This is a genomic window from Nonomuraea roseoviolacea subsp. carminata, assembly GCF_024172185.1.
GTDB classification, from domain to species: Bacteria; Actinomycetota; Actinomycetes; order Streptosporangiales; family Streptosporangiaceae; genus Nonomuraea; species Nonomuraea roseoviolacea.
This window is the reverse complement of record NZ_JAMZEC010000001.1, coordinates 9,033,927-9,055,558: the sequence shown is the minus strand read 5'-3', so window position 1 is coordinate 9,055,558 and position 21,632 is coordinate 9,033,927. Positions and strand designations below refer to the sequence as shown.

20 protein-coding genes are annotated in these 21,632 nt (G+C 73.2%); 8 read left to right on the top strand and 12 right to left on the bottom strand.

Annotated elements, in window-relative coordinates; all coding sequences use genetic code 11:
- Positions 1-2 precede the first annotated feature (2 nt).
- The 8 genes from mctP (HD595_RS42215) to HD595_RS42180 form a co-directional block, all read right to left on the bottom strand.
- Complete coding sequence (gene mctP, locus HD595_RS42215; RefSeq protein WP_253779598.1) at positions 3-1,598, bottom strand: monocarboxylate uptake permease MctP; 1,596 nt, start codon at positions 1,596-1,598, stop codon at positions 3-5.
- Entirely contained in the window at positions 1,595-1,804 is a 210-nt protein-coding gene (locus tag HD595_RS42210) for a DUF3311 domain-containing protein (protein WP_175590336.1), read from the bottom strand. Before HD595_RS42210 ends, mctP (HD595_RS42215) begins: the two co-directional genes overlap by 4 nt.
- A 174-nt stretch (positions 1,805-1,978) precedes the next feature.
- Positions 1,979-3,589, bottom strand: coding sequence for a monocarboxylate uptake permease MctP (gene mctP / locus HD595_RS42205; RefSeq protein WP_253779595.1), 1,611 nt, complete (start codon positions 3,587-3,589; stop codon positions 1,979-1,981).
- The gene (locus HD595_RS42200) at positions 3,586-3,789 is read right to left on the bottom strand and encodes a DUF3311 domain-containing protein (protein WP_253779592.1); all 204 of its coding nucleotides are present in this window, start codon (positions 3,787-3,789) and stop codon (positions 3,586-3,588) included. The genes mctP (HD595_RS42205) and HD595_RS42200 overlap by 4 nt, the downstream gene beginning before the upstream one ends.
- Positions 3,790-3,961: 172 nt before the next feature.
- Positions 3,962-4,918, bottom strand: coding sequence for a helix-turn-helix transcriptional regulator (locus tag HD595_RS42195; protein ID WP_253779590.1), 957 nt, complete (start codon positions 4,916-4,918; stop codon positions 3,962-3,964).
- Positions 4,915-6,513: a CocE/NonD family hydrolase gene (locus tag HD595_RS42190; protein ID WP_253779588.1), complete on the bottom strand. Its 1,599-nt coding sequence runs from the start codon at positions 6,511-6,513 to the stop codon at positions 4,915-4,917. The genes HD595_RS42195 and HD595_RS42190 overlap by 4 nt, the downstream gene beginning before the upstream one ends.
- Positions 6,514-6,576: 63 nt before the next feature.
- Positions 6,577-6,819, bottom strand: coding sequence for a DUF6289 family protein (locus HD595_RS42185; RefSeq protein WP_253779586.1), 243 nt, complete (start codon positions 6,817-6,819; stop codon positions 6,577-6,579).
- Positions 6,820-6,925: 106 nt separating this feature from the next.
- Entirely contained in the window at positions 6,926-8,365 is a 1,440-nt protein-coding gene (locus HD595_RS42180; RefSeq protein WP_253779584.1) for a glycosyltransferase family 39 protein, read from the bottom strand.
- Positions 8,366-8,706: 341 nt separating this feature from the next.
- On the opposite strand from HD595_RS42180, the gene HD595_RS42175 reads away from it, so the two are divergent.
- The 3 genes from HD595_RS42175 to thyX all read left to right on the top strand — a co-directional run bounded on the left by HD595_RS42175 (position 8,707) and on the right by thyX (position 12,973).
- Positions 8,707-10,845 (top strand): anthranilate synthase component I, encoded by a 2,139-nt coding sequence (locus HD595_RS42175; RefSeq protein WP_253779582.1) that lies wholly within the window; start codon positions 8,707-8,709, stop codon positions 10,843-10,845.
- Positions 10,846-10,925: 80 nt separating this feature from the next.
- Positions 10,926-12,074 (top strand): amidohydrolase family protein, encoded by a 1,149-nt coding sequence (locus tag HD595_RS42170; protein WP_253779580.1) that lies wholly within the window; start codon positions 10,926-10,928, stop codon positions 12,072-12,074.
- Between the two features lie 116 nt (positions 12,075-12,190).
- Positions 12,191-12,973, top strand: coding sequence for an FAD-dependent thymidylate synthase (thyX, locus tag HD595_RS42165; protein WP_253779578.1), 783 nt, complete (start codon positions 12,191-12,193; stop codon positions 12,971-12,973).
- Between the two features lie 19 nt (positions 12,974-12,992).
- On the opposite strand, the gene HD595_RS42160 is transcribed toward thyX, so the two are convergent.
- Entirely contained in the window at positions 12,993-13,283 is a 291-nt protein-coding gene (locus HD595_RS42160; protein WP_253779576.1) for a ubiquitin family protein, read from the bottom strand.
- Positions 13,284-13,316: 33 nt separating this feature from the next.
- Positions 13,317-14,396 carry a WD40/YVTN/BNR-like repeat-containing protein gene (locus HD595_RS42155; protein ID WP_253779573.1) on the bottom strand — a complete coding sequence of 360 codons (1,080 nt, stop codon included), beginning with the start codon at positions 14,394-14,396 and terminating at the stop codon, positions 13,317-13,319.
- A 268-nt stretch (positions 14,397-14,664) separates the two neighbouring features.
- Between HD595_RS42155 and HD595_RS42150 the strand changes: the two genes are divergently transcribed.
- Entirely contained in the window at positions 14,665-16,269 is a 1,605-nt protein-coding gene (locus HD595_RS42150) for an FAD-dependent oxidoreductase (protein ID WP_253779571.1), read from the top strand.
- A 75-nt stretch (positions 16,270-16,344) separates the two neighbouring features.
- Positions 16,345-17,574, top strand: coding sequence for a cytochrome P450 (locus tag HD595_RS42145; protein ID WP_253779569.1), 1,230 nt, complete (start codon positions 16,345-16,347; stop codon positions 17,572-17,574).
- Positions 17,575-17,582: 8 nt separating this feature from the next.
- Here the strand turns inward: HD595_RS42145 and HD595_RS42140 are convergent, their stop codons facing one another.
- Positions 17,583-18,038 carry a MarR family winged helix-turn-helix transcriptional regulator gene (locus tag HD595_RS42140; protein ID WP_253779567.1) on the bottom strand — a complete coding sequence of 152 codons (456 nt, stop codon included), beginning with the start codon at positions 18,036-18,038 and terminating at the stop codon, positions 17,583-17,585.
- A gap of 58 nt (positions 18,039-18,096) precedes the next feature.
- Here HD595_RS42140 and HD595_RS42135 point away from each other — a divergent pair, with 58 nt between their 5' ends.
- Positions 18,097-18,501 (top strand): VOC family protein, encoded by a 405-nt coding sequence (locus HD595_RS42135; protein WP_253779566.1) that lies wholly within the window; start codon positions 18,097-18,099, stop codon positions 18,499-18,501.
- 58 nt (positions 18,502-18,559) lie between these two features.
- A complete protein-coding gene (locus HD595_RS42130; protein WP_253779564.1) occupies positions 18,560-19,372 on the top strand; it encodes a helix-turn-helix domain-containing protein in 813 nt (270 codons plus the stop codon).
- 16 nt (positions 19,373-19,388) lie between these two features.
- Here HD595_RS42130 and HD595_RS42125 read toward each other — a convergent pair whose 3' ends face one another.
- Complete coding sequence (locus tag HD595_RS42125; protein WP_253779562.1) at positions 19,389-20,507, bottom strand: globin domain-containing protein; 1,119 nt, start codon at positions 20,505-20,507, stop codon at positions 19,389-19,391.
- Positions 20,508-20,934: 427 nt separating this feature from the next.
- On the opposite strand from HD595_RS42125, the gene HD595_RS42120 reads away from it, so the two are divergent.
- Positions 20,935-21,624: a gamma-glutamyl-gamma-aminobutyrate hydrolase family protein gene (locus HD595_RS42120; RefSeq protein ID WP_253779561.1), complete on the top strand. Its 690-nt coding sequence runs from the start codon at positions 20,935-20,937 to the stop codon at positions 21,622-21,624.
- The last annotated feature ends 8 nt before the right edge of the window (positions 21,625-21,632 follow it).

The following is a 21,632-nucleotide window of genomic DNA, read 5'->3' as shown; positions in this document are numbered from 1 at the left end:
GGTCAGTGCGCGGCCGACAGGTCGAGGTCCTTGACCTTGGGGTCGCCCTCGTCGGCGAAGTAGTCCTCGCGCGACGTGGCGTCCTCGCCCTCGGCCACCTTGGCCGCCCGGAAGGCGAGGGTGGCCAGCACGGCGACCACCAGGTTGACCGCGAGGGCGAGGAAGCCCACGTACATGGTGATGGGGGTGTCGAGGCCCAGGTTCTTCAGCGCGAACGCCGAACCGCCGAAGTGGGCCTTGCCCTTGGCCGGGTTGGGGATGAGGTACAGCATCCACATGCCGGCCGCCATGCCCGCCGCCCAGCCGGCGATGAGGCCGCCGCGGTGGAACCAGCGCGTGTAGAGGCCGAGCCCCACCGACGGCAGCGTCTGCAGGATGATCACGCCGCCGATGAGCTGCAGGTCGATGGAGAACTGCGGGTCGAGCAGCAGGATGCACAGCACCGCGCCGACCTTGACGACCAGCGACACCAGCTTGGACACCTTGGCCTCCTGGGCGTCGGTGGCCTGCTTGTTGATGTACTCCCGGTAGATGTTGCGGGTGAACAGGTTGGCCGCCGCGATCGACATGATCGCCGCCGGCACCAGCGCGCCGATGCCCACGGCGGCGTACGCGACGCCGGTGAACCAGTCGGGGAACATCTGGTCGAACAGCCGGGGGATGATCGTGTTGCCGTCGGTGCCGACGGGCTTGGTGCCCGCGGCGATGGCCATGAAGCCGAGCAGGGCGATGAGGCCGAGCAGGAAGCTGTAGGCGGGCAGGGCCGCCATGTTCCGCTTGATCACGCCCCGGTTCTTCGAGGCGAGCACGCCGGTGAGGCTGTGCGGGTAGAGGAACAGGGCCAGCGCCGAGCCGAAGGCGAGCGTCACGTACTGGAGCTGGTTGGCCGCGTTGAGCGTGATGCCGTCGGCCGGGGCCGGGGTGGCGTCGAACTTGGCCTTGGCCGCGTCGAAGATCGAGCCCCAGCCGCCCAGCTTGGCCGGGATGTAGATGACCGCGGCGAGGATCACGATGTAGATGAGCGTGTCCTTGACGAACGCGATCAGCGCGGGCGCGCGCAGGCCCGACTGGTAGGTGTACGCGGCCAGGATGGCGAACGCGATGATGATCGGCAGGTGGCCGGTGATGCCCATGGCCTTGAGCACGGCCTCGATGCCGACGAGCTGGAGCGCGATGTACGGCATGGTCGCCACCAGCCCGGTCAGGGCGATGACCAGCGCGAGCGTCGGCGAGCCGAAGCGGGCCCGGACGAAGTCGGCCGGCGTGACGAACCCGTGGACGTGCGACACCGACCACATGCGGGCCAGCACCAGGAACACCAGCGGGTAGACGACCACCGTGTACGGCAGCGCGTAGAAGCCGAGCGCGCCCGCCCCGAACACCAGCGCCGGCACGGCCACGAACGTGTAGGCCGTGTAGAGGTCGCCGCCGACGAGGAACCAGGTGATCCACGAGCCGAAGTTGCGGCCGCCGAGGCCCCACTCGTGCAGGCTCGCGATGTCCTTGGGCCGCCGCCAGCGGGCCGCGACGAAGCCCATGCCGCTGACGACGAGGAAGAGCAGCGTGAAGATGACCAGCTCGGTCGTGTGCCCGTTCATCGCGTCATCCTGTAGACGATGGTGGTGCAGGCGACGCCGACGGCGATGAAGGCGATCTGCAGCCAGTAGAACAGCGGGAAGCCGAGCAGCCGGGGCTCGTCGGCGTTGAACAGGAATGTCAGCAGGGGCAGCACGATGGGCAGGACGAGCAGCCAGTTCCACGGGCTGCGGTCGCTGCGTGTCTGCCCGGGTTCCCGGGTTGTCACTCGACCCCTCCGTCAATCCGTATCCGCGTGAACGGATGCAGGAGCCGGCCTCTCTGACCGGCTCCTGACTCAATGGTCAACGGCAGGAGATTAGCTAACGGGGATATTAAGCCCAATGTCACAAGGATTACGGTTTGGCCTAAATAATGGCCGAGCGTCCCGGTATGTGAGACGTCAGGTGGCCCCGCTGAGGTCGACGTCCCTGACCCGCGGGTCACCCTCGTCGGCCGTGTAGTCGCCGGGCCGGGTCGCGTCCGCCCCGTCCGGGGCCTTGGCCGCCCGCGCGACCAGCGTGCCGATCACCGCCACGAGCAGGTTGAGCAGCAGCGCCAGGAAGCCCGCGTAAACGGTGATCTTCGTGTCGAGGCCCAGGTTGGCCAGCGGGAACGCCGAGCCGCCGAAGTGCGCGTGGTTGGTCGCCGGGTTGGTGATGCCGTAGAGCATCAGCAGCCCGCCGCCCATCCCGGCGGCCCAGCCGGCGATCAGGCCGGCCCGGTGGAACCACCGCGTGAACAGCCCGAGCGCCACCGACGGCAGCGTCTGCAGGATCATCACGCCGCCGATGAGCTGCAGGTCGATCGAGAACTGCGGGTCGATGAGCAGGATGAACAGCACCGCGCCGATCTTCACGACGAGCGAGGTGACCTTGCTGACGTTCGCCTCCTGGGCGTCGGTCGGCGTGCGGTTGACGTACTCGCGGTAGATGTTGCGGGTGAACAGGTTGGCCGCCGCGATCGACATGATGGCCGCGGGCACCAGCGCGCCGATGCCGACCGCCGCGAACGCGATCCCCGCGAACCAGTCGGGGAACATCTGGTCGAACAGCTGCGGCACCACCGTGTTGACGTCCTTGCCGATCGGCTTGACGCCCGCGCTGATCGCCATGTAGCCGAGCAGCGCGATGAGTGCCAGCAGCAGGCTGTAGGCGGGCAGCGCCGACATGTTGCGCTTGATCACGTCCCGGTTCCTGGAGGCCAGCACCCCGGTGACGCTGTGCGGGTAGAGGAACAGCGCCAGCGCCGAGCCCAGCGCGAGCGTCACGTACTGGAGCTGGTTGTTGGCGTTGAGCAGGATGCCGTCGTTCGGCGCCGGCGTGGCCGCGAACTTGGCCTGGGCGCCGTCGAAGACGGCGCCCCAGCCGCCCAGCCGAGCCGGGATGTAGATGATCGCCACCAGGATGACGAGGTAGATGAGGATGTCCTTGACGAACGCGATGAGCGCCGGCGCGCGCAGCCCCGACCGGTAGGTGTAGGCGGCCAGGATCACGAACGCCACGATCAGCGGCAGGTCGCTGAGGAGCCCGCTGCCCGCCACGCCCATCGTCTTCAGCACGGCCTCGATGCCGATGAGCTGCAGCGCGATGTACGGCATGGTCGCCACGATGCCGGTGATCGCCACCAGCAGGGCCAGCGTGGGCGAGCCGAAGCGCGCGCGCACGAAGTCGGCCGGGGTGACCAGCCGGTGCACGTGCGACACCGACCACAGCCGGATCATGACGAGGAACACGATCGGGTAGGTGATCACCGTGTACGGCACGGCGAAGAACCCGGCCGCGCCCGCGCCGAACAGCAGCGCCGGCACGGCCACGAACGTGTAGGCGGTGTACAGGTCGCCGCCGATGAGGAACCACGTGATCCACGAGCCGAAGTTGCGCCCGCCCAGCCCCCACTCGTGCAGGCTGGCCAGGTCCGTGGGGCGGCGCCAGCGCGCGGCGACGAAGCCCATACCGCTGACCGCCACGAACAGCACGGTGAAGATGACGATCTCGGTCATGTGCAGGCTCACGGCCGCCTCCTCGTCATCCGGTAGACCAGCGTGGTCGTCGCGACGCCGAGGGCGATGTAGGCGATCTGCAGCCAGTAGAACAGCGGGAAGCCGAGCAGGCGTGGTTCGTCGGCGTTGTACAGGAACGTCATGAGGGGGATGACGACGGGCACGAGCAGCAGCCAGTACCAGGGGCTGCGGTCACTCTTGTCATCGGGCAAGGCGGTCTCCTTGAACGTGAGGAGAGGCAGCTCTCGACCCCGCACCTTAGACAGACGGGTGTTCCGGTCAGGTCACGGATCGCCGAATGGTCGTACCGCCGCGCCGAACGGTCGATCACCCCCCCCGCGGAACGCTCGCGCAGAAGCGAAGCCTTCTCCAGGAAGCCTTCTCCTAGGAGTCGGCATTCCCCTCGTACAGCCGCGCCATGCGGGCCGCGGCCTCCGCGACCAGGGCGCGCAGCTCCGGCGGGTCCAGCACCTCCGCCTCCGGCCCGAAGCGCAGCACCTGGCTGTAGGCCACGCCGAGCGACTCGACGCCGAGCCGCACGGTGCCGTCGGGCCCGAGCGAGGCGAGCGCGTCGTCCAGCGCCGCCGGGTCGGCGACGTGCCGCAGCATCCGCACCCCGGCCTCCGTCAGCCGCAGCGTGACGCTCTCGCGCAGCAACGAGCGGGCGAAGGAGGCCGCGTGCTCGGCCCAGAACGCCGCCAGGTCGAACTCGGGATCGCGGGCGAAGACGCCCTCGTGCGGCTCGACCGCGCCGAAGCGGTCCACCCGGAAGATGAGGAACCGCTCCCGGACGCGGCCCACGAGATACCACCCGCCCGCCTTCAGCACCAGCCCGTACGGCTCCAGCGTCCGGCTGCGCTCGCGGTAGGCGGCCGTGACCGGCCGGTCGCCCCACACGGCCCGGGCCAGCGGCGCCAGGGCGGCCGGCGGCGGGTCGCCCGAGGCGAACCAGCCCGGCGCGTCGAGGTGGAAGCGCTGCGCCGCCGTGGCGGGCGCGTCGCGCAGGCCCGGCGACAGCGCGGCGGCGGCCTTCAGCCGGGCCGCCGACGCCACCCCTGCCAGGCCCATCTCCCGCATCGCCGCCGGGACGCCCGACAGGAACAGCGCCTCCGCCTCGGCCCGGTCCAGCCCGGTCAGGCGGGTCCGGTAGCCGTCGAGCAGCCGGTACCCGCCGCCGCGCCCCCGGTCGGCGTACACCGGCACGCCCGAGCCGGACAGCGCCAGCACGTCGCGGTGCACGGTCCGCTCCGACACCTCCAGCTCGCGCGCCAGCTCCGCCGCCGTCATCCTGCCGCGCGCCTGGAGGAGCAGGACGAGCGACATCAGCCGCGAGGCGCTCACGTCACCGCCACCCGGGGCAGCACCACGGCCGAGGGCAGCTCCGGCGTGTGGAACACCTCCACGTCGGCGGGCACCATCGGGCCGCCGTCGCCGACGGGCCGTCCGGTGCCGGGGTTGCGGGCGATCGTCGGGTACGCGCCCGCGGCCACGTGCACGCGGATCCGGTGCCCCGCGCGGAAGCGGTGCCCGAGCGGCCACAGCTCCACCGCGACCCGCCGCACGCCCCCCTCGCCCGGCTCGTCCTGCCCGGGGAAGCCGGGGCGCAGGCGGCGCACGCCCTCGCACAGGTTGAGCGACCTGCCGTCGGGACGCACGTCGCACACCCGCACCACCACGTCCACGTACGGCGTGCTGGAGCGCACGAACAGCTCGGCCGTGACCGGCCCGATCATCTCCACGTCGGCGGCCAGCGCGGGCGAGCTGTAGACCAGCACGTCGCGCCGCGCCTCCAGCCGCCGCTGGTCGCGCGGCCGGGAGTCGGCCAGCAGCACCGGGCCGCCGATGACCGGCGTGGGGTGCGCGGGGTCGTAGCGGAAGCGGTCGGCGCCGCCCTCCCGCGGCGGCTCCGGGTCCAGCCCGAAGCCACGCCGCAGGTGCCAGCGCTGCGGCGTCATGTCCGGCACCGGCCAGTCGGGGTAGTCGCGCCACTCGCCGGCGCCCGTCACGTGCAGCCGCACGGGGTCGGCCCGCAGCCCGGAGCCGTCGCCCAGCAGGTGCGCCCGGAACCAGGCCAGCCCCTCGGCCATCGACGGGCGCCCGTGCCGGGCGTCCACGTGGTACCACGGCCCGATCGTCAGGTACGGCCGCCGCCCCGCCCGGCGCATCGCCAGGTAGTCCTTGAGCTGCCACGGCAGGAACACGTCGTACCAGCCGCTGAGCAGCGTGACCGCCGCCTCCACCTGACCGACCCTAGGGGAGAAGTCGCGCTTGTCCCAATACGGGACGGCGGGGTCGGCGTGGTGCGCCAGCAGGTCACGGAAGAACGGCAGCGGCCGCCCGGCCGTGGCCAGGTCCAGCTCCGCCACCGGCCGTCCCGACAGCACGGCCCGCCGGGTCAGCCGGGGAGCGGTCAGCACCGCGGCCCCGCCGAACGGCCGCGCCATGGCGTCGGTCATCGCCGTCCAGCTCAGCGCCGACTCCAGCGCGAAGGCCCCGCCCACGTACGCGGCGTCGCGGAACTGGGAGGCGGTGATCTGCGCCGCCATGGCCTTGAGCTCGGGCCCGGCGTCGGCCGCGATGGCCCACTGCGTGTAGCCGAGGTACGACGGGCCGAACATCGCGAACGACCCGTCGTACCAGGGCTGGGCCCGCATCCACGCCAGCGTGGCCAGGCCGTCGTCGTGCTCGTCGGCCATCGGGTCGAGCAGGCCGCCGGAGCCGAAGCCGCCCCGGCAGCTCTGGATCACCACGTGGAAGCCGTGCCGGGCGAAGCCCCGCCCGTACATCCAGCCGAACAGCCCCCGCCGGCCGTACGGCGAGCGGACGAGCACGGCGGGGGCCCGGCCGCCGCCCGCCGGGGCGTAGTGGTCGGCCAGCAGGGTCACGCCGTCCGGCATGGGCACGGGAAGATCACGCTGGAGCCGCACGCGTCGCATTACCTACCAGTAACAGATGCCGCCCGGCAGGCGGAAGCCCGCGCGGCTCGTCCGCTCGCGGGGTCAGCAGGGGCGCTCGGTGAAGTCCTTGTAGATCGTGCGGACGCCCCAGAAGCCGCCGCCGCCTTCGCATTCCTCCACCATCTGCCCGACGACGGTGGTCCAGGAGGAGTCGGAGTAGTAGGTGGTGACGCAGTAGTTGCCGAGCCCGCAGGGCCGGGCCTGGGCGGGCGCGCTGGTGACGGCCGCGCCGGCCAGGGCCAGCACGACGGCCAGGGGGAGGGACAGGGCGGTGGTACGGCGCATGGCGAAGCCCTTCCGGTGAAAAGGGGAACCGTTGACCGGATCATGAGGCCGCCCGCCCCGAAGATCAAGGCCCACGGCGAAGGGTCAGGAGCAGTGCGGTCACGGGTCAGCTGTAGTGCAGGTAGCGCGGCCAGGCGGCGCGCCAGGGACCCTTCAGCCCGTGGCACAGGAATACCGGCATCCCCTGCATCTCGTTGTCCACGCCCACCCGGTTGTCCACCACGGCGCGCTGCTCGCACGTGGTGTACTGCCGGTACATGCCGCGCCGGCCGATGTTGACCGCCACCGCGACCGTGCCGGTCTCGGGCGGCGGGCCGTACTGGTAGAGCTGGTTCTGGCCGCTGTAGACGCGCGGGATCCCGGCCCGCGCCAGCGCGCCCTGCTCGCCGTAGCTGCCGGTCAGCACGATCGCCCGGTCCCGCTCCGCGGGCGGCAGCGAGGCCAGGATGCCGCGCACGGCGGCGGCGAACTCCGGCCAGCCGACCGACTCGCGCGCCACCTCGTTGATCGCCGGGACGGGCGTGGCGGCCAGCCGGTCGGCGGGCAGCAGCGGCAGCGCGATCACCGCGCACAGCAGCCCGTTGACCGCCAGCGCGGCCACCGCCGGCCGCACCCGGCCCGCCGCCTCCACGCTCACGCACCCGGCCGTGAAAAGCAGCAGCAGCAACCCGCCGGTGTAGTCGAACCGGCCGCCGCTGGCCACCGTCAGCACGGCCGCGACCGGGAACGCGACCGCGATCGCCCGCACCCGCCGGTCCTTCCACAGCCGCCACCAGCCGAACCCGGCGATCACCGCCACGACCGGCCCGAACAGCCCGAACTGCATCGGCAGGAACATCAGCCGCTGCTCGTCGCCCTCGTTGTCGCTGAGCGCCGCCGCCATCGTGAGCTGCGGCCAGTCGTGGGTGGCCTGGTAGATCAGGTTGGGGACGGCCAGGACCAGCGCGAGCGCCGCGCCCGCCCACAGCCACGGGCTCGCCAGCACCCGGCGCGGCCCGGCGAGCACCAGCCCGGCCGCGAGGCCCAGCACCAGCATCGCGATCAGCAGCTTGTTGTACGTCGCCAGCCCCGTCACCGCGCCGAACGCGAGCCACCAGCGCGGGTCCTCGCGGCGCAGCGCCTTGACCGCGAACAGCCCGGCCGCCGCCCAGAACGGCAGGTCGAAGCTCAGCGTCAGCATCGAGTGGCCGGCCACCAGCGTGTACGCGCCGGTCGCGACGCCGAGCGCGGTCACGACCTGGGCCACGCGCCCGCCGCCGAGCTCCCTGGTGATCAGCGTCGCCAGCGCCACCAGCAGCGCCGCCGCCAGGGCGGGGAAGATCCTCAGCGCGAACAGCGTGTCGCCGAACAGCGCGATCGACAGGCGGGCGATCAGCGGCGTGAGCGGGGGCTGGTCGACGTAGCCCCAGGCGGGGTACGCGGACAGCACCCTGAAGTAGAGCTCGTCGCGGTGGTAGCCGTACCGCTGACCGAGCAGGAGCAGCACCGCGACCAGGCACGCGGCGACGACGGCGGTCGACCGCCAGGCTAACGGGGGGCGTTCCATGATTGTCAAACTAGCCGCCCGCCCCGCCGCGCGGACCCCTACGCCCCCCATTGTTCTCACCCGGGACTCCCGGTGCGCGCCCGCCCGTCACGCCCCGGACGGGCGCGCCGCGAAGCCCGGAGCCCCCGCCGCGCGCCGCGTTGCGTGATCTTGGGTGCGACGGCTACCCTGATGCCATGCGAAATCGCCTCCAGCTTCAGTGGTGGCGCCGCTTCTAGGCGGCGCGGATTTCGCACATCCATCGACGGACGGCCGCCCCGGAAGGCGGCCTTTCTCGTGTCCGCCCCCGGGATTCGGCGTTGTGGCAGTTCACTCGACAGTGACTTCGACAAGGGGCAGCAGTGGAGACGAGCGGATATACCAGCGGTTACGTCACGGCCGGCGGCATCGGCGTCGAGCGTGAGACGCGCGAGGTGTCCGAGGAGGCGCTCGAGGAGATCGTGACCGCCCTCGGCGAGCGGCGCGGGGGCGCCTTCTCCTCCGGCATGGACTACCCCGGCCGCTACAGCAGGTGGGCCTTCGGCTACGTCGACCCCTGCGTCGAGCTCGTCGCCAAGGGCCGCACCATCTCCGCGCGGGCCCTCAACGCCCGCGGCCGCGTCGTGCTGCCCGCCGTGACCTCCTGCCTGCTGGCCGCCGGCAAGCCGGTCGAGGAGCCGACCGCCGACCGGGTCGAGGTCCACGTGCCCGAGTCGGAGGACCTCCTGCCGGAGGAGCTGCGCAGCCGCCGGCCCACCGTGTTCAGCGCGATCCGCGAGGTCATCGCCGCGTTCAAGGGCGACGACCCGCACCTCGGCCTGTACGGCTCCTTCGGCTACGACCTGGCCTTCCAGTTCGAGCCCATCCGCCAGGAGCTCACCCGCCCCGCCGACCAGCGCGACCTCGTGCTCCACCTGCCCGACCGGATCGTCGTCATCGACCGCCAGCGCGAGACCTGCGTCGAGCACCGCTACGAGTTCACCGTCGACGGCGCGAGCACCCGCGGCCTGGAGCGCACCGGCGACTCCACGCCCGTCACCACGCCCGCCACGGTCCCGGCCGACCCGCCCAAGGGCGAGTACGCCAAGGTCGTCGCCGCCGCCAAGGAGAGGTTCAAGCGCGGCGACCTGTTCGAGGTCGTGCCCGGCCAGGTCTTCCACGCCGTCTGCACCGACCCGGCCGCCTTCTACCGCAGCCTGCGCCAGAGCAACCCGGCCCCGTACGAGTTCATCATCAGCCTCGGCGAGGGCGAGCACCTCGTCGGCGCCTCGCCCGAGATGTACGTCCGCGTCAACGGCGACCGCGTCGAGACCTGCCCCATCTCCGGCACCATCGCCCGCGGCAGCAACCCGGTCGAGGACGCCGAGGCCATCCGCACCCTCCTGTCCAGCGTGAAGGAGGAGTCGGAGCTGACCATGTGCACCGACGTCGACCGCAACGACAAGTCCCGCATCTGCGTGCCCGGCTCGGTGCGCGTCATCGGCCGCCGCCAGATCGAGCTCTACTCCCGCCTCATCCACACCGTCGACCACATCGAGGGCCGGCTGCGTCCCGAGTTCGACGCCCTCGACGCGTTCCTCACCCACATGTGGGCCGTCACCGTCACCGGCGCGCCCAAGACCTGGGCCATGCAGTTCATCGAGGACCACGAGGCGACCACCCGCCGCTGGTACGGCGGCGCCATCGGCTTCATCGGCTTCGACGGCTCCATGAACACCGGCCTGACCCTGCGCACCGCCCAGATCAAGGACGGCCTGGCGACCGTCCGGGCCGGGGCGACGCTGCTGTTCGACTCCGACCCCGAGGCCGAGGAGCGCGAGACCGAGCTCAAGGCCAGCGCCCTGCTCGGCGCCCTGGCCGCCGTCAACCAGCCCGACGCCGTGGTCGCCGAGCCGGTCCGCGAGCAGCCCGGGCTCGGCATGAAGGTGCTGCTCGTCGACCACGAGGACTCCTTCGTCAACACCCTGGCCGACTACTTCCGCCAGGAGGGGGCCGAGGTGGTGACGCTGCGCCACGGGTTCCCGCCGGCGACGATCGACGAGGTGGCGCCCGACCTGGTGGTGCTCTCGCCCGGCCCCGGCTGGCCGTCCGACTTCGGCATGGCGGCGCTGATCGGCGAGATCTACGCCCGCGAGCTGCCGGTCTTCGGCGTGTGCCTCGGCCTGCAGGCGATGGTGGAGCAGGCCGGCGGGTCGCTGGAGCTGCTCGACTACCCCGAGCACGGCAAGCGCGGGCAGGTCAGGCGGCTCGGCGCCAGCGCGCTGCTGGAGGGGCTGCCCGAGGAGTTCACCGCCGCCCGCTACCACTCGCTGCACGCCAAGCGGCCCGGCGTGGTGGGCTTCGAGGCCACGGCCGTGACCCCCGACGGCAACGTCATGGCCATCGAGGACACCCGCAACCGGCGGTTCGGGGTGCAGTTCCACCCCGAGTCGATCCTGACGGCCGAGGGCGGCGCCGGAGCGAAGATCATCGCCAACGTCCTGCGCCTCACCCGCCGCTGACCTCCCCGGGCAGGCCGGGGCTCCAGGTCAGGCGGCGAAAGCGGGGGCGGCGGCCCGGCCGCACCCCCTAGAGTCTCCGCATGCTCCCCCTCGGCCTGCCCGACACGGTGCGCGAAGCGCTGCTCGCCCCGCTGGTCGACCACCACTGCGACGCGGTGCGCCGCGACGAGCTGTCCCGGGCCCAGTACGAGCTGCTGATCGGCGGCGGCGTGCCCGCGCCGCCCGGCACCACCCACTTCGACACCCCCGTCGGCGTGGCCGTGCGCCGCTGGTGCGCCCCCGTGCTCGACCTGCCGCCGCACGCGCCGCCCGCCGTCTACCTGGCCCGGCGGGCCGAGCTCGGCGCCGCCGAGGCCAACGGCAGGCTGCTGCGGGCCGCCGGGGTGGCGGCGTTCCTCGTCGACACCGGCACCGAGGACGACGACCTGCTGCCGGCCGCCGAGATGGGCCGCCAGGGCGGCGCCGCCGCCGACGAGATCGTCCGCGTCGAGCAGGTCGAGCACGACGTGGCCGAGATGGCCGCCTCCGCCGCCGACTACCTGGAGGGCCTGGCCGAGGAGCTGGCCGCCCGCGCGGCCGGGGCCGTGGGCCTGAGCACGGTCGCCGGCCACCTGCACGGCCTCGACTTCGACGCCGCCCGCCCCAGCCGCGGGTCGGTCATCGCCGCCGCCGGCCGCCGGCTGGCCGACCCCAAGGAGCCGCCCGTCGACCCGGTCACGCTGCGCCACCTGCTGTGGACCGCCGTGGACGTGGCCCGCGAGCGCGGGCTGCCCCTCCAGCTCCACGCGGGCGCCGGGCCCGACGCCGGGCACGCGGCCCCCCACCGCACCGATCCCGCGCTGCTGACCGGCTTCCTGCGGGCGCTCCAGCCCGCCGGGGTGCCGGTGATCCTGCTGCACTGCTATCCGTTCCACCGGCAGGCCGCCCACCTGGCCGCCGCGTACCCGCACGTCCACGTCGACGTCGGGCGGGCGCTGACCCGCACCGGCGCCGGCGCGTGGCGGGTCGTGGACGAGTTGCTGGAGCTGGCGCCCTTCCACAAGCAGCTGTTCGGCTCCGGCTGCTCCGGCGTGGCCGAGACCGCCCACCTCGGCGCCGTGGCGTTCCGCCGCGCTCTCGGCCGGGCGCTGAAGGAGCGGCTGGAGGAGGGGGAGTGGAGCGCCGCCGACGCCGCCCGGGTCGCCTACATGGTCGGTTCGGGCAACGCCCGCCGCGTCTACCGCCTCTGACCTCGGGCTCCCTCCGCCGGGCCGACGGCCGCCGGGCCACCCCCGGAGTTCGCGCAAGGCCCCCCGACCTGGTTTGCTTGGGCCGTCACATCTCCTGAACCGAGCGGGGGCTCGCCATGCGCACCGTCGAACCCGAGGTCTTCATCGTCGCCCGTCCGCAGCTCGACTACGACGAGCTGGCCCGCTACCTGGGCGAGATCGGCGGCGAGCGGTGGCTGGAGCGGCTGGACCGGGGCGAGCTGGACGCGCAGAACCTCGCCGAGTTCGCCGGCCGGCTCTGCTACCGCTCGTTCGAGCCCGGGCTCAACCCCAACGTCGTCCGCATCCGCGAGAACCAGGACGAGTACCTCCGCAACATCCTGGCCAGCGCCCACGGCTCCGTCCTGGAGCACGTCAGCTTCAGCTTCGTGCTGCACAACGTCAGCCGCGTCCTCACCCACGAGCTGGTCCGCCACCGGCCCGGCGTGGCCATCTCCCAGGAGTCGCTGCGCTTCGTCCGCCTCGACGAGCTGCCGTTCTGGTTCCCCGACTGGGCCCGCGAGGACTCCGAGCTGATGGAGCGGGCCACGGCCGTGCTGGAGGAGCTGGAGCGTTTCCAGGTCTGGATGGCCGATCACTTCGAGCTGGACGAGGAGGGCAAGCCGTTCTCCGAGAAGAAGCACCGCACCTCGTTCATGCGCCGCTTCGCCCCCGAGGGCCTGGCCACCGGCCTGGTCTGGACGGCCAACGTCCGCACCCTGCGCCACACGATCGAGGCCCGCACCGCGGTTGGCGCGGAGGAGGAGATCCGGCTGCTGTTCCAGCGCATCGGGGAGCTCATGCTGAAGGAGGCCCCGGCGCTGTTCGGCGACTACGTCGTCGAGGACGGCGCGTGGGTCCCCGGCTGGCGCAAGGTCTGACGGTCCGGCCCGGCGGGGGTCAGGCCAGGCTCGGCATCACGTACACCTCGGCGCCCGGCGGCAGCGCGCAGTCGAGGCCGCCGAGGCCCAGCGCGTTCTCCCCGGAGACGAACATGCTGATGTGGCGGCGGATCCGCCCGTAGTCGTCGCGCAGCCGCTCCTCCAGCAGCGGGTGCGTACGGCGCAGCGTGTCGAGCGCCGACCCCAGCGTGGGCGAGGCGTCGGTGTCCGGCGCGACCGCGAACACCTTCACCTCGCTCCTGCCGCTCACCCAGCGCCGCAGCGAGCTGGGCAGCACGAACACGACCATGGTCACGGGTCTGGCCCGCCGGGCAGCCATGTCCTACAGCACCGCCGCGCGGACCGTCAGGACGTCCGGCAGGTGCCGGGCCACCACGCTCCAGCTCTCGCCGCCGTCGGCCGAGGCGTACACCTCGCCGTCGCGGGTGCCGAAGAACACGCCCGCCTCCGAGGCGGTCATCGCGTCGCGCAGCACCGTGACGTGCACCGGCGGCTCGGGCAGGCCGTGGTCGAACGGCCGCCACGTGCCGCCCGCGTCGTCGGAGCGGTAGACCCGCAGGCGGTGCTCCACCGGGGTGCGGTCGACGTCGGCCTGGAGCGGCAGCACGTACACCGTGTCGGGACGGCCGGGGTCGACCGCGACGGGGAACCCGAAGTCGGACGGCAGCGACCCGCCGATCCCCTCCCACGAGCCGCCGAAGTCGTCGCTGCGGTAGACGCCGAAGTGGTGCTGCAGGAACAGCCGGTCGGGCCGCGACGGGTGCAGCGCCACCTTGTGCACGCACTGGCCGAACTCGGGATACTGCTGCCCCTCCGGCATGAACGGCGCCCGGATGCCCTGGTTGGCCGCCTCCCACGACACACCGCCGTCGGAGGTGCGGTAGAACCCGGCCGCCGACACGGCCACGCCCATCACCCGCGGGTCGTCGGGGTGCGCGACGATCGTGTGCAGGCACAGCCCGCCGCCGCCCGGCTGCCAGCGCGGCCGGTGCGGGTGCTCCCACAGGCCCTCCACCAGCTCGTAGGTGACGCCGCCGTCCTCCGAGCGGAACAGCGCGGCCGGCTCCGCGCCGGCCCACACCACGCCGGGCTCCGACGGCGACGGCAGGAGCTGCCACACGCGGGTCAGCGTCGCGCCGGTCTTGTCCGGGAACGCGATCGGCGGCCGGGACGCCTCCCGCCAGGTCTCGCCGAGGTCGTCGGAGTACATCACCGACGGGCCGAAGTGGCCGTACTCGATGCCGGCCAGCAGCCGCGGGGAGGGGCCGCGCGTGTCGATCGCCACCGACGGGACCCCGACGGTGGAGAAGCGGATCGGCTCCACCTCGAACGGGCCCCCGTCCGCCGAGCGGGCCAGGAACAGCCCCTTGCGGGTGCCGATCGCGAGCATCGCGTCACTCATAGCAGACTCCCATCGCCGCTGCCATCGCTCCCGTGCCTCTTCGGGCCATCGTGCCACGCCCCCGCGGGAGCCGCCGGACCGTGGGGGATTCGCGGCCGGACCGTGCTCGCGTCGTGACAGCGCGTCGGCCGGGTGCGTGGTGAGCTGCGGCTTTGCGCAACCCGGCAGCGGGCGCGCGCTACGCCGCGACGCGCGCGGGGTAGGTCCCTGGCCGGTGAGGCGTGCCCGGCGGGGGAGACCCGGGGCGCCGGGCGACAGGGGGTGTCCCGTGAGGGTGGTCATCGATCTCACGCGCTGCCAGGGGTACGGCCAGTGCGCCTACCTGGCGCCGGAGGTCTTCACGATGCACGGCGACGAGGCCGTGGCCTACGACCCCGAGCCCGACGACGCGCAGCGCGAGCACGTCCTGCGCGCCGCCGCGGCCTGCCCGGTGCAGGCGCTGCACGTCGACCGCAACACGATGCGGCACTGGACGGCGCCGGTCAGGCGGCTCGGCGACGGCTCCGGCGGGATCGTCCGCGACGGGCACATCGTCATCGTCGGCGGCTCGCTGGCCGGCGGGCGGGCCGCCGGGGTGCTGCGCCGCGAGGGGTTCACCGGCCGGCTGACCGTGATCGGCGAGGAGACGCACGAGCCGTACGACCGGCCGCCGCTGTCCAAGCAGATCCTCACCCGCCGCGTGCCGGCCGAGCACGCCCGGCTGCCCCGCCTGCGCGAGGTCGAGGCGGAGTGGGTCCCCGGCAACCCGGCCACCGGCCTGGACCTGGCCGCCAAGTCCGTACGCCTGGCCGACGGCCGCGAGGTGACCTTCGACCGGGTGCTGATCGCGACGGGCACCCGCGCGCGTCCCTGGCCGCACGAGGCCGAGGCGGCCCTGGAGGGCGTCCACGTGCTGCGCACGCTGGAGGACGCCACCGGCCTGCGCGAGGCGCTGGCCGCGGGGCCGGACCGGGTGCTCGTCATCGGCGGCGGGTTCACCGGATCGGAGGTGGCCTCGGCCTGCCGGGAGCTGGGCCTGCCCGTGACGCTCGTCGAGCGTGGCCCCGCCCCGCTCGTCGGCGCCCTGGGCGGCGTCATCGGCCGGATCGCCGGGGACATCCAGCGCGAGCACGGCGTGGACCTGCGCTGCGGCGTGACCGTCACCTCCCTGGAGGGCGACGCCGGGCGGCTGCGCCGGGCCCGCCTGTCCGACGGGAGCACGGTCGAGGCCCAGGTGGCGGTGGTCGCGCTCGGCGCCGTGCGCAACGTCGAGTGGCTGCGCGGCTCCGGGCTCGCCGCCGGCCCGTGGGGGGTGGCCTGCGACGCCGGGTGCCGCGCCGTGGACGTCAACGGCCTGGTCACCGACGACGTGTTCGTGGCCGGCGACATCGCCCGCTTCCCGCACCCGGTCTTCCACTACCAGTTCATGGCGCTGGAGCACTGGGGCAACGCCGTCGCCCAGGCCGAGGTGGCCGCCCACAACATGGTCAGCGACCAGGCCCACCGCTGGCCGCACCTGTCGCTGCCGGTGTTCTGGTCCAGCCAGTTCGGCGTCAACATCAAGTCCGTGGGCGTGCCCACGCTCGCCGACCAGCTCGTCGTCACGCAGGGGTCGGTGGCTGAGCGCCGCTTCGTCGCCGTGTACGGCTACAAGGGCCGCATCACCGCCGCGGTCACCTTCGACCAGGCGATCTGGCTGGAGTTCTACCAGCGGCTCATCGAGCGGGCCGCGCCGTTCCCCCCGGACTTCCGGCACGTGGACATGCGGCGGGACTCGGGTCCCGTGCCGGCGGAGGTGCCCGAGCGCGCCCTCGCCGGCGAGGGCGCCACCGTCGTGGTGACCGGCCACGACCCGGCCGAGCGCAGCGCCTCGCTCCTGTACGGCGAGCCGTGACCGGGTCCGCGCCCCACACAGCCGGGCCCCGTACGCCCACGACCGCACGCCACCACAGGCCCAGGAGGGACCGCCATGGCACCCGATGACGTCTTCCGGCAGATCCTCGACCCCGCCGCCCGCGCCGACCCGTACCCGCTGTACGCCGAGCTGCGCGAGACCCCGGTCTTCCGGCGCGAGGACGGCACCTGGGTCGTCAGCACGTACCGGGAGATCGTGGAGCTGCTGCACGACCCGCGGATCAGCTCCGACCGCCGCAACCTCGCCCACCGGCCCGAGGGGGACATGGGCGAGGGGATGGGCGGGGTCTCGTTCATCACCACCGACCCGCCCGAGCACGACCGGCTGCGGCGGCTGACAGTGCGCCACTTCGGGCCGCCGCACAGCCCCGGCGTCGTCGAGGCGCTGCGCCCCGAGATGCTGGCGATCACGACCGAGCTCGTCGACGGCCTGGCCGGGAAGACCCGCGCCGACCTGGTGGACGAGGTCGCCTACCCGCTGCCCGTCACGGTGATCTGCCGGCTGCTCGGCGTGCCCCGGGAGGACGAGCCGCGCTTCCACGCCTGGGCCGACGCGGTCGTCGAGTCGCTCGGCCCCGGCGAGGAGGACCGGGCCGAGCGCGAGCAGGCGCGGGCCGAGGCGGTCTCCAAGCTCCAGACCTACCTCGCCGACCTCGCCGTGGCGCGCAGGGACGCGCCGGGCGACGACCTGCTGTCCGGGCTGGTCACCTACGAGGGGCCGGAGGGCAGGATGTCCCCGGTCGAGGTGATCGCCACGTCCGCCCTGCTGCTCATCGCCGGCCACGAGACCACGGTCAACCTCATCACCAACGGCATGCTCACGCTGCTGCGCCACCCCGAGCTGCTGAAGCGGCTGCGCGCCGAGCCGGACCTGATCGTCACCACGGTGGAGGAGCTGCTGCGCTACGAGCCGCCGGTCCACTTCCTGTCGTCGCGGGTGGCGCTGGCCGACATCCCGATCGCCGGGACGACGATCCCGGCGGGCGCGCCGGTCGTCCTCGTCCTCGCCTCGGGCAGCCGGGACCCGGCGCACGTGAGCCACCCGGACACCTTCGACCCGGACCGCCGCTACAGCGAGCACCTGGGCTTCGGCGGTGGGATCCACTACTGCTTCGGCGCGGCGCTGGCCCGGCTGGAGGGGCAGATCGTCCTGCAGCAGCTGGTGAACCGGCTGGTGAACCCGCGCCTGGTGGAGGACCCGCCGCCCTACCGGCCCAGCGCCACGCTGCGCGGCCCCCGGCACCTGCTCGTCGACTTCGACGCGGTCAACCCGGCGGCCCCGTGACGTTCTGATCAGGCCGGATCAGGCCCGGCGGGGTGTTCGGCGTGCAGGACCCGGGCGGCCAGGTCGTGCAGCATGGCCCGTTCGGCGGCCGTGAGCGGGGCCAGCGTGTGCTCCTCCACGGCCGCGGCCACGGCCCTGCCCCGGCCGAGCGCCTCCCGGCCGGCGTCGCTGAGCGAGGCGCGGTAGCGCCGCCGGTCGCCCGGGTCGCGCTCGCGCACGGCCAGCCCGTCCTCGACCAGGCCGTCCATCAGCCGCGCCATGTCGCTCGGGTCGAGCCCGAGCCGGTCGCCGAGCTCGCGCTGCGCCGCCGGCCCGTGGTCGGCGAGCGCCGCCAGCACCGCGAACCGCCACAGGCTGAGCCCGGTCTCCTCGGCCAGCCGCGCGGCCATGGCGCGCCGGGCGGCGACCGCGACCTTGTGCAGCACGAACGTCGTGATCCCGAGCAGGGTCTGCGGCGGCTCCATGGCTCCCTAGTGTAGGGTTCCACCAATCATTGGTGAACACCAACTATTCAGGAGCATCATGGACGCCCTCTACCCCCGCCTGCTCGTCCGGGACTTCGCCGCCGCGGTGGCCTTCTACCAGGCCGTCATGCGCGACCTGCACGGCGTGGAGCCGGTGAAGGTCATCCCCGAGGCCACCTACGCCAACTGGGACGTCGACGGCCAGGCCGGGCTCGTCCTGTTCGGCCGGGCCGCCGTCAGCGCGGCCGTCGGCACCTCCGGCCTCCCGGAGAGCGCGGTGGCCCAGGACGTGGCCATGCTCGTCATGCGGGTGGACGACGTCGAGGCCGCCGCCGCGTGCCTGACCGGCCACGGGGCCCGGCTCGTCGCGCCGCCCCAGGACCGTCCCGCCTGGGGGCCCACCCTGCGCACCGCCCACCTGCGCGACCCCGAGGGCACCCTCATCGAGCTCCAGTCGTACTAGCCGCCCTTACCTCCCACGTCATCGCGGCCCTTCCCTGCGGTGCCGTAGCGTTTGCGCCATGGGAGCACTTGCCGTAGAGCACGAGGAGACCTTCGGAGACCTGCTGCGGGCCTGGCGCCAGCGGCGCCGGGTGAGCCAGCTCGACCTGGCCATCGAGGCGGACGTGTCGGCACGGCACGTCAGTTTCCTGGAGACCGGCCGGGCCCGGCCGAGCCGCGAGATGGTGATGAAGCTCGCGGAGGAGCTGGATGTGCCGCTGCGGCACCGCAACCGGCTGCTGATCGCGGCCGGCTTCGCGCCGGTGTTCCCCGAGCGGGAGGTGCGGGCGCCCGAGATGGCCGCGGTGCGCCGCGCCCTCGACCGGATCCTCGCCGGGCACGAGCCGTACCCGGCGCTGGTCGTGGACGCCGGCTGGAACCTGGTCGCGGCCAACGCCGCCGCCGGCATGTTCATGGAGGGGGTGCCCGCCGAGCTGCTCCAGGAGCCGGTCAACGTGATGCGCCTGTCGCTGCACCCCGACGCCATGGGCGGGCGGCTGGCCAACCTCGCCGAGGTCCGCGCGTACCTGCTGAACCAGCTCCGCCGCCAGGCCGAGGCGTCCGGTCACGGCGCGCTGGCCGAGCTGCACGACGAGCTGGCCTCCTACACCTACCCCGGCGTGGAGCTGAACGTGGCGCACGTGCCCGGCCCGGCCGACATCCTGCTGCCGCTGCGCATCCGCCACGGCGACGGGATCCTGTCCATGTTCACGACGATCGCCACCTTCGGCACGCCGATGGACGTCACGGTGTCGGAGCTGGCCATCGAGACGTTCTGGCCGGGCGACGAGGAGACCGCGGCGTTCTTCGGCCGTCCCGCCGCCACGGCCTGAGCCGTGCGCGCGGTGGTCAGCGCTCGTCGTGGGCGACGTCCCGGTGGATGCGGGCCGGCGGCACCCCGTCCTCCTGCAGCCGGCGGACCGTCTCGCTGACCATGGACGCCGGCCCGCACACGTACACCTCGTGCTCGGCCCACGAGTGGAAGCGCTGCGTCACCTCCGGCAGCCGGCCGCGCATCCCGTCGTAGGAGGGGTCGCCGGACACCACGGGCACCACGCGCAGCCACGGGAACGCCGACTCCATCCGGAGCAGGTCCGGCAGGTCGTACAGCTCGGCCGCGGTCCGCGCGCCGTACAGCAGGTGGATGCCGGGGCGGCGGCCGGAGGCGATGATCTGCTCGATGATCGCCTTCAGCGGCGCCAGCCCCGTGCCGCCCGCCACGCACAGCACGTCACGGCAGCCCTGCTCGGGCGGCGCCATCGTGCCCATCGGCGGGCCCAGCATGATCGCGTCGCCGATGCGGGTGTCGCGGGCGAGCGTGGTCGAGACCCAGCCGCCGGGCACGGAGCGGACGTGCAGGCGCAGCGTGTTGTCGGGCCGCGGCGCGTTGGCGATGGAGAACGGCCGCCACACGCGCGGCCAGCGCGCGGTCTGCACGGTCACGTACTGCCCGGCCGTGAACGGCAGGCGCTGGGTGGGACGCACCGTGACCACCGCGATGTCGGGCGTGCGGCGCTCGTGGTCGACCACCTCCGCCACCCACCAGGCGGGCGACACCCCGGCGTCCTCCTGGGCCGCCCGCATCATCAGCTCGGCCGCGGCGTCGTAGGCGGCCACCCAGGCCGCCTCGATCTCGTCGGTCCAGACGTCGGCGGCGAAGCGGCGGACGGTGGCCAGCAGCGCCCGCCCGATCGCGCCGTAGTGCTCGGGGAGCACGCCGTACTTGCGGTGGTCGCGCCCGAGCTGGCCCAGGAAGGAGGCCAGGCTGTCCGGGCTGTCGAGACTCCACACGATGCGGGTCAGCGCGCTGAAGAGCCGGTCGCGCTGCATGTCCATGCCCGGCGGGAACATGCAGCGCAGGTGCGGGTTCTCGGCGAACAACCGGCCGTAGAAGTAGGCGGCCGCCTTGCCGGCCACCGGCTCGATGACGGAGAAGCTCTCTTTTACCAGGCGCGGATTCAACGACATTGCCACATCAACCCCACCCCATGGACCGGAATCGCATTCCGGTCGTGTCGATCCACCTCCCTGACGGCTCCGGGTGACGAGCGTCCGGCACGGCCCCGGCTCGGCCGATCGCTCGGAAATCGAGTCTTACACCACCACATGGACGTCACAACCGTTTCGCGCCGATACGGTGCGAACCCGAACTATGCGTGACGGTTCTGTTATTCATCGCGGTCAAGACGGAGCGCATTTCGGACGCGAAACATGAATATGCCTTTCGTTCGTATTTTCTGACTGTTTTCTGCTTTGTCGAGAATCGCGGCCGGAGAGTCCCGGGCGAGATCTCGCCGCGGGGGTGCCGTGAGCGAAACGCCGTGCGCCATGATGGCCTCGCGGCCGCCGCACCGCCGGGCGGCCGACCCGACTCCTGCTCGCACCTGGAGATCGCATGGCCCGACCGCTGATCGGCATCACCGCCTATTACGAGGCCGCCCGCTGGGGGGACTGGGTGCGGGAGGCGGTCCTGTCGCCCCCCGCCTACGCCAGGGCGGTCGAGCGGGCCGGCGGGGCGCCCGTGCTGCTGCCGCCCCTGTCGCCCGCCACCGCCGCCGACCACGTCCGCGGCCTGCGCGGCCTGGTGCTGGCCGGAGGCGCCGAGCTCGGCGCCGACGCCTACGGCGAGCAGCAGGACGCCCGCCTCCCGGCGCCGCAGGCCCACCGCGACCGCTACGAGCTGGCCCTGGCCCGCGCCGCCGTCCAGGCCGGCCTGCCCGTCCTCGCCGTCGCCCGCGGCATGCACGTGCTCAACGTCGCCCAGGGCGGCACCCTCATCCCCTGGCTGCCCGACACGCTCGGCCACGACCGCCACGGCGAGCCCGGCGTCCCCCACACGATCCAGGTCAGCGTGTCGAGCAAGCTCGGCAAGGCCGTGGGGGAGCGCGTCGAGGTGATCGCGCCGCACGTGCAGTCCGTGCGCCGGCTCGGCTCGGGGCTGCTGGCCGTCGCCTGGGCCGAGGACCAGATCGTCGAGGCCGTCGAGCTGCAGGGCCACCGGTTCGCCGTGGGCGTGCAGTGGCACCCCGAACGGGGCGCGGGCGCCGCCGGGCTGTTCGGTGCGCTCGTCGAGGCGGCCCGCTAGGCTCCGAG